14 protein-coding genes are annotated in these 12,463 nt (G+C 63.5%); 9 read left to right on the top strand and 5 right to left on the bottom strand.

Features of this window, described 5'->3' with window-relative positions; genetic code table 11:
• Together dapA and smpB are read left to right on the top strand one after the other, a co-directional pair.
• Window positions 1-879 carry a 4-hydroxy-tetrahydrodipicolinate synthase gene (gene dapA / locus QQJ84_RS13780; RefSeq protein WP_284258872.1) on the top strand — a complete coding sequence of 293 codons (879 nt, stop codon included), beginning with the start codon at window positions 1-3 and terminating at the stop codon, window positions 877-879.
• The gene (gene smpB, locus QQJ84_RS13775) at window positions 876-1,367 is read left to right on the top strand and encodes an SsrA-binding protein SmpB (RefSeq protein ID WP_284258870.1); all 492 of its coding nucleotides are present in this window, start codon (window positions 876-878) and stop codon (window positions 1,365-1,367) included. Before dapA ends, smpB begins: the two co-directional genes overlap by 4 nt.
• 87 nt (window positions 1,368-1,454) lie before the next feature.
• Here smpB and QQJ84_RS13770 read toward each other — a convergent pair whose 3' ends face one another.
• The gene (locus QQJ84_RS13770) at window positions 1,455-2,081 is read right to left on the bottom strand and encodes a uracil-DNA glycosylase (RefSeq protein ID WP_284258869.1); all 627 of its coding nucleotides are present in this window, start codon (window positions 2,079-2,081) and stop codon (window positions 1,455-1,457) included.
• On the bottom strand, window positions 2,081-2,656 hold the full coding sequence (locus QQJ84_RS13765; protein ID WP_284258868.1) for a LabA-like NYN domain-containing protein: 576 nt from the start codon (window positions 2,654-2,656) through the stop codon (window positions 2,081-2,083). Before QQJ84_RS13765 ends, QQJ84_RS13770 begins: the two co-directional genes overlap by 1 nt.
• Window positions 2,657-2,785: 129 nt before the next feature.
• On the opposite strand from QQJ84_RS13765, the gene folK reads away from it, so the two are divergent.
• From folK to QQJ84_RS13730, 7 genes are all read left to right on the top strand, one after another.
• Window positions 2,786-3,289: a 2-amino-4-hydroxy-6-hydroxymethyldihydropteridine diphosphokinase gene (gene folK, locus QQJ84_RS13760; protein ID WP_284258867.1), complete on the top strand. Its 504-nt coding sequence runs from the start codon at window positions 2,786-2,788 to the stop codon at window positions 3,287-3,289.
• Window positions 3,290-3,354: 65 nt separating this feature from the next.
• The gene (gene rpoZ, locus QQJ84_RS13755) at window positions 3,355-3,762 is read left to right on the top strand and encodes a DNA-directed RNA polymerase subunit omega (RefSeq protein WP_284258865.1); all 408 of its coding nucleotides are present in this window, start codon (window positions 3,355-3,357) and stop codon (window positions 3,760-3,762) included.
• Between the two features lie 220 nt (window positions 3,763-3,982).
• On the top strand, window positions 3,983-6,241 hold the full coding sequence (locus tag QQJ84_RS13750) for a RelA/SpoT family protein (RefSeq protein ID WP_284258864.1): 2,259 nt from the start codon (window positions 3,983-3,985) through the stop codon (window positions 6,239-6,241).
• The gene (gene acpS / locus QQJ84_RS13745; protein ID WP_284258863.1) at window positions 6,238-6,648 is read left to right on the top strand and encodes a holo-ACP synthase; all 411 of its coding nucleotides are present in this window, start codon (window positions 6,238-6,240) and stop codon (window positions 6,646-6,648) included. Before QQJ84_RS13750 ends, acpS begins: the two co-directional genes overlap by 4 nt.
• Before the next feature lie 74 nt (window positions 6,649-6,722).
• Window positions 6,723-8,003 carry a diguanylate cyclase domain-containing protein gene (locus QQJ84_RS13740; protein ID WP_284258862.1) on the top strand — a complete coding sequence of 427 codons (1,281 nt, stop codon included), beginning with the start codon at window positions 6,723-6,725 and terminating at the stop codon, window positions 8,001-8,003.
• A 154-nt stretch (window positions 8,004-8,157) separates the two neighbouring features.
• A complete protein-coding gene (locus QQJ84_RS13735; protein ID WP_284258861.1) occupies window positions 8,158-9,516 on the top strand; it encodes a GGDEF domain-containing protein in 1,359 nt (452 codons plus the stop codon).
• A 21-nt stretch (window positions 9,517-9,537) separates the two neighbouring features.
• On the top strand, window positions 9,538-10,170 hold the full coding sequence (locus QQJ84_RS13730; RefSeq protein WP_284258860.1) for a flavin reductase family protein: 633 nt from the start codon (window positions 9,538-9,540) through the stop codon (window positions 10,168-10,170).
• 233 nt (window positions 10,171-10,403) lie between these two features.
• Here QQJ84_RS13730 and chrA read toward each other — a convergent pair whose 3' ends face one another.
• From chrA to QQJ84_RS13715, 3 genes are all read right to left on the bottom strand, one after another.
• On the bottom strand, window positions 10,404-11,603 hold the full coding sequence (gene chrA / locus QQJ84_RS13725; RefSeq protein ID WP_284258859.1) for a chromate efflux transporter: 1,200 nt from the start codon (window positions 11,601-11,603) through the stop codon (window positions 10,404-10,406).
• A complete protein-coding gene (locus tag QQJ84_RS13720) occupies window positions 11,600-11,962 on the bottom strand; it encodes a histidine triad nucleotide-binding protein (protein WP_284258858.1) in 363 nt (120 codons plus the stop codon). Before QQJ84_RS13720 ends, chrA begins: the two co-directional genes overlap by 4 nt.
• A gap of 66 nt (window positions 11,963-12,028) precedes the next feature.
• Window positions 12,029-12,406 (bottom strand): phosphoribosyl-ATP diphosphatase, encoded by a 378-nt coding sequence (locus QQJ84_RS13715; protein ID WP_284258909.1) that lies wholly within the window; start codon window positions 12,404-12,406, stop codon window positions 12,029-12,031.
• Between the last annotated feature and the right edge of the window lie 57 nt (window positions 12,407-12,463).

Genomic DNA, 12,463 nt, shown 5'->3' with positions numbered 1-12,463 from the left:
ATGTTTCATGGTTCACTAACCGCTTTGGTGACGCCGATGCACGAGGACGGCAGCATCGACGAAGCCGCCTATACGCGTCTGATCGACTGGCAGATTGAGCAGGGCACGCAGGGTATCGTCCCCGTGGGCACCACGGGCGAATCGCCGACGCTCTCGCATGAGGAACATAAACGCGTGGTCGAACTGGCCATCGCCGCGGCGCGGGGCAGGGTGCCCGTCATCGCCGGCGCCGGCTCAAATTCCACCGCCGAGGCCATCAGCCTGGCCGCCCACGCCAAACGCGCGGGCGCCGATGCGGTACTGGTCGTCACCCCCTATTACAACAAGCCGACCCAGGAAGGCCTGTTCCGCCACTACATGGCGATCGCGGATTCGGTGGACATCCCGCTGTTCATCTACAATATCCCCGGCCGCTCGGTCATCGACATGTCGGTGGAAACCATGTCTCGCCTCGCCGCGCATAAAAACATCGTGGGCGTGAAGGACGCGACCGCCAATCTCGCCCGCCCGCTGCACACGCTGCGCGCCTGCGGACCTGAGTTCATCCAGCTCTCCGGCGAGGACCATACGGCCCTGGCCTATCTGGCTGCCGGCGGGAGCGGCTGCATCTCGGTCACCGCCAACGTCGCCCCCAAGCTCTGCGCGCAACTGCACGCCGCCTGGGCGCGCGGCGACCTCAAGGAGGCTATGGCCATCCAGATGCGCCTGCTGCCCTTGCATGACGCCATGTTCTGCGAGAGCAACCCCGGCCCGGTTAAATATGCGGCCTCGCTGCTTGGCTTTGGCGCCAACACGGTGCGCCTGCCGCTGGCCGAGGTCACCGCCGAATCCGCGGGGCGCATCAAGGCGGCGATGCTGGAAGTGGGCCTGCTCGCTTGACCGCCAACGACAAGGAAAAAAGCAAATCGGGCTACATCTCGCACGGGATCGCGTCGCAGAACCGTAAGGCCCGGTTTGACTATAAAATCCTCTCCACCATCGAGGCCGGGATCGTGCTCAAGGGCGTCGAGGTGAAGTCGCTGCGCCTGGGCCGCGCCACGCTGAGTGAAGCCTGGGCCGGCGAGCGCGACGGCGAACTCTACCTCTTCAACGCCTATATCCCCGAATACCAGGGCGGCGTGCTCTCGCGGTTTGACGTGCGCGGCACCCGCAAGCTCCTGGTCAAGAAAAAAGAACGCAACCAGCTGTTCGGCGCCATTAACCGCGAGGGCGCCACCGTGGTCCCGCTGGACATCCACTTCAACCCGCGCGGCCTCGCCAAGGTGACGCTGGGCATCGCCGAAGGCCGCCAGAAACACGACAAACGCCACGCCATCGCCGCCCGCGACTGGCAGCGCGACAAAGCCCGGCTGCTACGCAACAAATAGCCCCGCCGACCATCCCGCCAGCGCCTTGCCGTCACGCCAGCACCCCAACGTCATGCCAGCGTAAGCTGGCATCCCCCCGCACACCCGCTACGCCCTTAAAGCCTCCAACATCCCCGCGACCACCTTCTCAAACATCGCAGCGTTCAACCGCTTCGTGCTCGTGTTGTAGCGTGACACATGGTAGCTGTCGGCCAGCAGCAGCCCTGGGCGCGGCTCGTGCATCGCCCCATGCGCGAATACATGTCCTGCCGCCTTCACCCCCAGCGCCTTCAGCACCATCAGATGTGAAATCCCCCCCAGCGCCAATATCGCCCGCAGATTTGGCATCGCCGCAATTTCCGCCCGCAAGAACGGATTGCAATGCGCCTTGTCGGAGGTTTCCACCTTATGCTGTGGCGGCGCGCAGCGCACCGCATTGGTGATCCGGCAGTTCACCAGCTCCAGCCCGTCATCGGCCCGCTCCTGATACACCCCCCGGGCAAGGCCGAACTTCACCAACGTGTCATACAACAGCACCCCGGCATAATCCCCGGTAAAGGGCCGCCCCGTCCGGTTTGCCCCATTCACCCCCGGCGCCTGCCCAACCACCAGCAACGCCGCGTCCAGCCCGCCAAAACTCGGCACCGGCGCATTAAACCACCCCGGCTCGCGTGCGCGATATTCCTCCCGGTACGCCACCAGCCTGGGGCAGCGCGGGCAATCGCGGTCCGGCATCAAGCGAAGTCATCCTCCCGATTCGCCATCGGCCCGCGCGGCTCGCGGGGCTTGCGCGTAAATTCGGCGGCAATCTCGGCCAGCTCGGCAAACTGGTCCGCCTGCCGGCGTAACTCATCGGCAATCATCGGCGGATTGGTTTTTACCGTCGAAATCACCGTCACGCGCACGCCCTTGCGTTGTACCGCCTCCACCAGACGGCGAAAATCCGAATCACCGGAAAACAACACGGCATGGTCAAGCCGCGGGGCCAGCTCCAGCATGTCGATCGCCAGCTCGATGTCCATATTACCCTTTATCCGCCGGCGCCCCAGCGCATCGGTGAACTCTTTCGCGGGTTTTGTGACAAGGCTGTAGCCGTTATATGCCAGCCAGTCGGTTAGCGGCTTCAGCGGCGAATACTCCTCCGTATCCAGCAGCGCCGAATAGTAATAAGCCCTTACCAGATTGGATCTTTCGCTGAAATAATCCAGCAACCTGCGGTAGTCCACATCAAACCCCAAACTGCGCGTCGCCGCATAGAGATTTGCGCCATCTATGAATAAAGCCATGCGTTCCTGCGGGACAAAGCGCATATGGGTCATTTCCTAAAAGTAAAAAAATAGTTAAACGTGATATACAATATTGCAATAAATGTTAGAATATAGACACTCCTAATTAATCTTACCATTTTCTGGAAGGAAAGTCGTGAAGCGCTTTCAGTTATGATCCTCATTGCGATTGGTGCCAATCTCACCGGGGTGGATGGTTCCACCCCCGTTGAGACCTGCCGCGCCGCCGTGCCGCTGCTGTGTAGCATTTCTGGACTGTCGTTTGTCGCCTTGTCCAACTGGTACCGCACGGCGCCGCAGCCGCGCGGCGGCCAGCCAGACTATTGCAACGGCGTCATCCGCTTTTTCGGCGAGATCGGCCCGGTGGAGCTGCTCACGCGCCTGCACGAGATCGAAGCCCATTTCGGCCGCCGGCGCGCCGAGCCTAACGCCGCGCGCACGCTCGATCTTGACATCATTGACCTCAACGGGATGATCCGCGCCACCCCGGACCCCATCCTGCCGCACCCGCGAGCGCATCAGCGTGCCTTCGTGCTCCGCCCGATCCTGGACGTGGCCCCAGGCTGGCGCCACCCCACCCTGCGCCAGAATGTTGCCACCCTGCTGGCCGAACTCCCCCCGCAAGGCATACAGCCCTGGCATGAGGACCCCTCGTAAAGGGTTGCATCGCACCAGCCCGCAGGCTAAGGCGAGCGTTCAATTTTCTGCCTGGAGCATTTCGGATGGCCCGCGTCACCGTTGAAGACTGCGTTTTAAAAGTGCCGAACCGGTTTGAACTGGTTCTGCTGGCCGCTCAGCGCGCCCGCAACATCAGCCGTGGCGAGCAACTGACCATCGACCGGGACAACGATAAAAACCCGGTCGTCGCCCTGCGTGAAATCGCCGAGGAGACCCTGGCCCTGCCGGAACTCGAGCAGGATCTGGTCAAATCCCTCTCGCGCGTGCCCGAGCCGGAGCCTATTGACGAGGAAGTGGCCGACCTGATCCCGACCGACCAGAATATTTTCGGCCTGCAGGATGTCTCCGCCGAGGAAGAAGCCGCCGCCATGGCCGCCGAAGCCGAGGAAATGACCCCGGAAGACATCCAGGCAGCCATCGAGGCAGAACTCGGCGGCAAAACCCGCCGCTGATTCTAGAGCCGGATGACATTACATCAAATCGCTCCGCGATTTTATGCAATGTCTGAATCCACCTCTAAATCAAAGAAGTAGAGGTCAATTCAGACATTATGTTCGCGCGCAAAGCGAGCGCATCTAATGTCATTGCGCTCTAAAGTTTTTTTGCCTCCCGCGGCTTCGGCCGCATTCAGTGCTTTGCACCGCAGCATAGCTGCCGTAAGCTGACCCCATCATGCTAACAGCTTGCAGGGCACCAGTTATTTGTTTTGCGCCGGAGGGCGTGGGGGCTGGCGGGTTCCACCCGGAACTGGGCGGCCTGCTCTCGCGTATCTCCGCTTACGACAGCAAGGCAGACCCGGCGGTCATCGACGACGCCTATACCGTGGCCCTCAAGGCGCATGAGGACCAGAAGCGCGACGACGGCGAACCCTACATCACCCATCCGCTGGCGGTGGCGGGCATCCTGGCCGGCTACCGTCTGGACTCTTCTTCCATCATCACCGCGCTCCTGCACGACGTTGTGGAGGACACCTCCGTCACCCTGCCCATGGTGCAGAAGCGCTTCGGGGCCGAGGTCGCCGGCCTGGTCGATGGCGTAACCAAGCTCACCCGCCTGGAGCTGCAATCAGACCGTACCAAGCAGGCCGAGAACTTCCGCAAGCTCGTGCTGGCCATGAGCAAGGACATCCGGGTCCTCATCGTCAAGCTCGCGGACCGCCTGCACAATATGCGCACCATTGGCGCCATCGGCGCCGCCCATAAGCGCCAGCGCATCGCGCGCGAGACCATGGAAATCTATGCGCCGCTGGCCGAGCGCATCGGCATGGAATCGCTGAAGACCGAGCTGCAAACCCGTTCTTTTGCCGAAATCGACCCCGAGGCATACGATACCATTCAGGCCCGCCTCAACTTTCTGCGCGGCCAGGGTGCCGATGTCATCGAGGAAGTCCGCCAGGAGCTGCTGCGCGTCTGCCGCGAGGCGGGGGTAGATGTTGTCGAAATTTCCGGGCGCGAGAAATCGCCTTATTCCATCTGGGAAAAAATGCAGCGCCGCAACGTGGCGTTCGAGCAGTTGTCGGACATCATGGCCTTCCGCATCATCGTGCCGACGCGCGAGGCCTGCTACGTCGCGCTGGGCGGCATCCACGCCGCCTATCCCGTCATCGCCGGGCGCTTCAAGGACTACATCTCAACCCCCAAGGCCAACGGCTACCAGTCGCTGCACACCGGCGTCACCCTGCGTCATCCGCGCAACCAGAAAATCGAAATCCAGATCCGCACCGCCGAGATGCAGATGGTCGCGGAAAACGGCGTTGCCGCCCACTGGCTCTACAAACAATCCGACGCCTCCCAGTCGGATATCAAACAATTCCGCTGGGTGCAGGATCTTCTGGAAATTCTGGAAAACTCCGCGGCGCCGGATGATTTTCTGGAAAACACCAAGCTCGAGCTCTACCAGGACCAGGTGTTCTGCTTCACCCCCAAGGGGCAGCTCATCCAGCTGCCGCGCGGTGCCACCTCGGTGGATTTCGCCTACGCCGTCCACAGCCAGATCGGCGACGCGTGCGTCGGCGCGCGCATCAACGGCCGGTTGATGCCGCTTCGTTACGAATTGCAGAACGGCGATCAGGTCGAAATTCTAACCGCGCGCGGCGGCACGCCATCCCCGGCGTGGGAGCGTTTCGTCGTCACCGGCAAGGCGCGTGCGCGCATCCGCCGTTTCCTCACGCAGCAGGTGCGCGAGCAGCACCGCGATGCCGGCAAATCCACCCTGGCCAAGGCCTTCCGCCAGGAAGGTGTCGACGGCTCTGAAAAAGTACTGGAAGCCACGGCAAAAACGCTCAAGCAGGCCTCGCTCGACGATCTTTTCGTCGCGGTCGCCACCGGTGCGCTGGGCCCCAAGGATGTCGTCTACGCCGCCTACCCGGAGCTGAAGGAAGTCCGCGCCCCGCGCATGCTCCCGGCCTTCATGGGCCAGTCGCTCACCGCCCGCTCGCCCCGCGGCGCGGGCCACAAGGCCGAAACCGGCATGGCTGTCACCGGCCTCGTCGCGGGGATGGATGTCCACTACGCCGGCTGTTGCCACCCGCTGCCCGGCGACAAAATTGTCGGCATCGTCGCCAACGGCAAAGGTGTCACCGTCCACGCCAAGGATTGCGCGACCCTGGAGACCTTCGCCGCCACGCCGGAACGCTTCATCGACGTTGACTGGGACACCACCCACCTCGGCCGCGCCGATTCCAAATCCCCCCGTTTCACCGGCCGCATCAGCGTTATCGCCAACAACGGCCCCGGCGCGCTCGCAGCACTGACCAACGCCGTCGCGAAACAGGACGGCTCCATCGCCAATCTGAAGATCACGCATCGCCAGCAGGATTTTTTCGAAGCCCTCGTCGATGTCGAAGTCCGCGACTCCCGCCACCTCGGCCAGGTCATCGCGGGCCTGCGCGGCGCCGCCGGCATCGCCCAGGTCGAACGCGCCAAGTCATGATCCTCGGCCTTGGTTCCGACCTGTGCGACATCCGCCGCATTGAGGCGAGCCTGGCCCGGTTTGGCGAGCGTTTCACCCACCGCACATTTTCCGAGGGCGAGCGTGCGCGCGCCGATCTGCGGCCGGTTACGCGCGCAGCCAGCTACGCCAAGCGTTTCGCGGCGAAGGAGGCCTGTGCGAAAGCTCTGGGCACGGGCTTCCGCGATGGTATCTTCCTCTCCGACCTGCGCGTGGTGAATTTGCCCAACGGCCAGCCGGCGATGCAGCTGCACGGCGCGGCGCTGGCGCGCTTGCACGCCATGGTGCCGCCGGGGCACGCGCCGCACATCGCCTTGTCGCTGACTGATGAATATCCCTACGCCTTCGCCCAGGTGATTATTTCCGCCGAGCCGTTAGCCACCGATTAACTCTGTGACTGCTAGCATATGAAAGACACCGGATCTTAACAAATCCGGCAGATTTATTTCCAAGGTGGAACAAAATGCTCGCAAACACATTTGGCGCGATTGCGTATATTGCGATGGCCATGGCCGTTAACGACATGTTCACGGCCAGCGAAACCTCCGTGCTCGGGCAGCGGCGGGGGGTGCTGCTTGCGGTACTCAGCACCGGGGCGCTGGTGCAGATGCTGCTGGGGCTTGCCGCGCATTTCAATTTTCCCGTTGCCCTGCCGGCTCTGCAGATGCTGGCGGCGGCCTGCCTGGTGGCCTTGCCGCTCAATTTCTGGCCGGTGGTGGCGCGCATCAGGCGTGGCCAGTTGCGTATCCTCAACAGCCGGCTGCTGGCGCGCGCGCAACGCGCCGAGGCGGCGGCGGCGGCGGCGCGCAACTGGCTGGCATTGGCCGAGCAGAGCGGGCATGTCGGGCATTGGCAGCTTAGCGTGCCGGACTACCAGTTGAGCTGGTCGGATGAGATGTATCGCATTCACGGCCTGTGGCGCGAGCACTACAAGCCGCGCCTCGAGAGCGCGCTGGCGGCCTTCCACCCGGTGGACGGCAAGCGGATCGGGGTGTTGCTGCAGGAGGCTGCCGTCAACCAGAACAATTTCGAGGTCGCGGCGCGCCTGCGCCGTCCTGACGGCGAGATACGCCATGTCATTCTGCGCGGCGCGGCGGCGCTGGATGCCAGCGGGCAGGTGGGGGAGCTGAACGGCGTGATGGTGGATGTCACCGAGCCCAAACGGGCTGAGGCAATCTCCGCGCTTTCCGCCGCGCGCGGCCTGCCGCTGGAGGATGAACTCACCGGCCTGGCTGACCGCCGCCAGTTCGACCTCAGCCTTGGTTACGAGTTCAAACGTGCCGTGCGCAGCCGCAAGCCGCTGGGCATGGTGCTGCTGGAAATCGACCATTTCCGCGCATTCGCCGCCTATTACGGGGCGTTGGACGCCGATGCCTGCCTGCGCGCGGTGGCCCAGGCGGTGCAGGCGGTCCCCCGCCGTACCGGCGATGTCGTGGCCCGTTACGGCGACACTGAAATCGCTGTGCTGCTGCCTTTGGCTGACTCCGCCGGAGCCCAGCGCGTGGCCACCCAAATCCTTGAGGCCGTGCGCGCCCTCGCCCTGCCCAACGCCGGGCATGAAACGGGGGGGCTCACCGCCTCCTGCGGCGCCGCCGCGTTTGTCGGCATGGACGATCTTTATAACCCGCTGGAACTCACCCGCCGCGCCGCCCGCGCCCTGGCTGACGCCAAGGAAGCTGGCGGCAACCGTGCCAGCGGCTACCGTGAGGTGGAACTGCTCAGTGTCCTCGCCGCGCGCGGCTGAATCCGCGCCGGTTAGCCGAATATTAAACCCTTGCCCCCTAGGTTGAGCCACGCCCGGACATTGGGATCACCGGATGGGTTTCCGGCCTGATGATTTGGCCTTGATAATTTAATTTGGCGGCGCAGGCGCGAGCCTGCCCAGGAGGTTGAAGCCAATGACGATCGGGCAAGCTGAACTCTCCGCGTTGATGAGCGCCCTGGCCTATGCTTCGGTGACTCTTGCTCTGCTGCAAGTCTTCCGGGCGCGCGATGCCAATATTTTGGGTAACCGCCGCTGGATCGTCGCTTGTGTGCTCGCCGCCGAAGCCGGGCTGCAAACCCTGCTGCTGCTCGGGCTCGCGCACAAATGGCAAGGCGCTGCCTCGGCCCTGCCCCTGGCCGCCGCCGCCGGGCAACTGGTCATCGGCCTTAGCCTGTGGCCTTTGCTGGCTGGCATGAAATCGCAGTTGGCCCGCGCCATGGGGCGGTGTCTGCGGCGGCGGATCGAGCATGCCAATTCCGTGGCCGAGAGCGCCCGTGCCATGCTGGAGCTAGCCGAATCGGCGGCACAATTCGGCCATTGGCGGGTGGATCTGGCGGGCAGGGTGTTCGAGTGGTCAGCCGCCATGTACCGCCTGCACGGTGTCACCCAGGCTGGTTTCCTCCCGGCGATGGATACCGTGCTGGAGCTGTTTCCCTCCGAAGACCGCCAATCGCTGTCGAATACTCTTGCCGCCACCATGGCCGAAGGCGGCGAGTTTGAACTTAAGCTGCGCCTGTGCCGCCCTGATGGCGAGCAGCGCCACGTCATCATGCGCGGCCGCGCCATTGGCCGCGCCACGGCCGCTGGCGTGCTGGTGGATGTCACCCTCCAGCACCAGGCCGAAGCCAGCCTGCGCGAGGCCAACACCGCTGTCCTGCAGGCCAACGCCGCCCTGCGGGAACTGACCCTTGAGGACGATCTCACCGGGCTCTCCAACCGCCGCCAGTTCGATCTCAGCCTGGTCCATGAATTCAAACGCGCGGTGCGCAGCAGTCTCCCGTTGGGGCTGGCGCTCATCGATATCGACAATTTCCGCGACTACAATAAAATTTATGGCAGCATCGCCGGCGATGCCTGCCTGCGCCGTGTCGCCCAGGCGATCAAATCCGTGCCCCGCCGCACGGGGGATGTGGTAGCCCGCCACCGGGGCGGGCAAATCGCCGTTCTGTTACCCCTGGCGGACGACAAAGGCGCCGCGCGCGTCGCCAGCGTCATTTTGGAAACCGTGCAGGCGCTGCAAATCGCCCATACAGGCAGCGGCACCGGCTTCCTCACCATCAGCTGCGGCGCCGCCGCCTTCTCCAGCCTCGCCGATGCCAACAACCCGCAGGAGCTGGTGCGCCGCGCCGGTCAGGCATTGGATAAAGCCAAAACCGAAGGCCGCAACCGTGTCGTCAGATTCGATCTGGCCATGAACGGCGACCTGCATGAATTCCACAACCCGCCCCAGTCGCTGGACATGGAACGCCTGATTAAAAGCCGCGTGAGTTGATCTAGGGCGTCTCGGAGGCATATGCTGCCACATATGGACGGCACAAAATATTTCTACGAACCCGCATCAGGCCACGGCCTCGCGCATGACCCGTTCAACGCAATCGTCGGCCCCCGGCCGATCGGCTGGGTTTCCACCCAGGGTGCTGACGGCTCGGTCAATCTGGCGCCCTACAGTTTTTTCAACGCCTTCAACTATCACCCGCCGATCATCGGCTTCTCCAGCATCGGCGCCAAGGATTCACTGCGCAATGTGCGCGAGACCGGAGAGTTCGTGTGGAACCTCACCACCCGCACGCTGGCGGCGGCGATGAATGAGACCAGCGCCCCAGTTCCTTACGGCACGGATGAATTCACCCTGGCGGGCCTCACCAAAGCCCCTTCGCGTTTGGTCGCCCCGCCGCGCGTGGCTGAAAGCCCGGTGAATTTTGAGTGCAAGCTGGCCGACATCATCCAGCTCAAATCCGCCGCAGGCGCCCTTGTGCCAAGCTGGCTTGTCCTGGGGGAGGTCGTGGGCATCCATATCGCTCCTGTCTTGCTCAAAGACGGTGTGTTCGACACGTTCGGCGCGGGCATCATATTGCGCGCCGGCGGGGCCTCCGCCTACGCTGAAATTCAGCCTCAAGCCCGTCTGGATATCACCCGGCCAAAATAAGCCGCGCCGGAGTCCCACCAGTCCACATCACCTGGAGCGCGATCGTTTGAGGTTCGCTCAACCGAGCGAGCCGAAAGCGTGAATCGCCCTCAGAAAAACGGCTTTAGCCTGATCGCACTTAAAGCGATCAGGCTAAAGCGCGATCGTTTGAGGTTCGCTCAACCGAGCGAGCCGAAAGCGTGAATCGCCCTCAGAAAAACGGCTTTAGCCTGATCGCACTTAAAGCGATCAGGCTAAAGCACCATCCCGGCGGCGGCGCAGAACACCACCACCAGCAGCGGCCTTGCGCGCCCCACCGTGAGCAGCAGCAGCGCAGCGGCGGTAATAGGCAAATCCCAGACGCTCCGCATCGTGCTCAGGGTCAACAGATTAATCAACGCCGCTCCCAGCAACCCGACCACGGCGGCATTCACGCCCATCATCGCCGACGCCAGGCCGCGCCGGCCGCGCAAAACCTCCCAGTAGGGGAGGGTGGCCGCCACTATCAGCAGGCCCGGCAGAAAAATCGCCATGGTGGCAACCGTGGCCCCCAATAGGCCACCGGGGCCGCCGCTGGCCAGCGCGCCCAAAAACGCCGCCACGGTGAACAATGGCCCCGGCACGGCCTGCGCCGCGCCATAACCGGCCAAAAACCACCGCGGCGAAATCCAGCCCGGCACCACCACCGCGTCGCGCAGCAGCGGCAGCACCACATGCCCGCCGCCGAATACCAGCGCCCCCGCGCGGTAAAACGCCCCGAACAGCGCCAGCACGCCGCTCTCAGGCGCCAGAAAGGCCAGTATAAGCAACACCAGAAACGCCAGCATGCACAGCAGCGCCGCGCGATGCGTCCGCAGGGATATCCCCGCAGCCGGCCTGAAAGGTGCTGCGGGCCTGTCCTGCTCCAGCGCCAGGCGGCCAATCACCGCGCCGATCACCAACACCAATATCTGTCCGGCCGTATCAGGCTGCAGCCCCAAAATCGCCGCCGCCAGCAGTGCGAGCGCCCGGCGCGGCGTATCAGGACAAAGGCTGCGCGCCATCACGCACACCGCCTGCGCCACCACGGCCACTGCCGCCAGCTGCAACCCATGCAGCGCCCCGCGCGCCATCGGCATGCCCTGGAACATGTCCATCCAATGCGCCAGGGCCAGCATCAGCAAAGCCGAGGGCAGGGTGAACCCCACCCAGGCCGCCAGCCCGCCCCGCCACCCGGCGCGTTTCAGCCCTATGCAAAAGCCGGTCTGGCTGGATGCCGGTCCCGGCAGAAACTGGCATAGCGCAAGCAGCCCGGAGTAATCATGCTCGCTCAGCCAGGCGCGTTTTTCCACAAACTCCCGGCGAAAATACCCAAAATGCGCCACCGGTCCGCCAAACGATGTCAGCCCCAGCACAAAAAACGCCCGCAGCACTTCCAGCGCGGAGCCTTCCGGTTGGGGGGAGGGCGGCTTCATGCGGGAGTAAGCAATGGTCCGAGTCTGCGCCCCCCGAGGATATGCACATGGAAATGCGGCACTTCCTGATGGCTATCCGGCCCGGCATTGGCGAGCAGCCGGTAGCCGCTCTCCTCAACACCTAAGCGCTTGGCCACCAGCGCCACGGCGCGAAAAAACCCGGTAATCTCTTCCGGGCTGGCCTTGGCGCCAAAATCGGCGATGGAAATATACGCCCCCTTGGGGATCACCAGCACATGGCAGGGCGCGGCCGGCCGAATATCGGGAAACGCCAGCGCAAACTCATCTTCGTAGAGTTTTTCGCACGGTATTTCACCGCGCAAAATCCGGGCGAAAACATTCATGGTATCATAGCTCATGACACCTCCATAATGTAATTTTGGTCTCAGGAAAGCAGTCTGACCCGGCTATTTCAAAAAAATTCTTTATGGAATTTTTTTTGTCGGCAACCCCTCCATCGCCAAAGGCTTGCGCGCTGCCTTTTCCGCGATTCCGCTCAACCCCTCGCGGCGGCTCAGCTCCGCCCATATGTGTTCAGGCCGCAAGCCTGCATCTACCCATAGCACGAGCAGATGGTAGAGCACATCAGCACTTTCGGCGATCAGCGAAGGCTTGTGCCCGGCCACCGCCTCGATCACGCATTCCACCGCCTCTTCGCCAAACTTCTGCGCGATCTTCGCGGTCCCGCGCGCCAACAGCCGGGCTGAATGGCTCTCTGAGGGGCTGGCATCCTTGCGCGAGAGCACCGTTGCCCACAGCCGGTCCAGCACGCGCGCATCCGGTGCATCCAGCGGCGGCGGCATGGTCACGGTGCTGGCGCGCGAAACCTGCTTCTTCTTCGGCACGGCAGCGGTGGATTT

Origin of the sequence: Acidocella aquatica (assembly GCF_030160635.1) — a bacterium.
GTDB classification, from domain to species: domain Bacteria; phylum Pseudomonadota; class Alphaproteobacteria; order Acetobacterales; family Acetobacteraceae; genus Acidocella; species Acidocella aquatica.
This window is presented reverse-complemented; position numbering and strand designations above follow the sequence as displayed.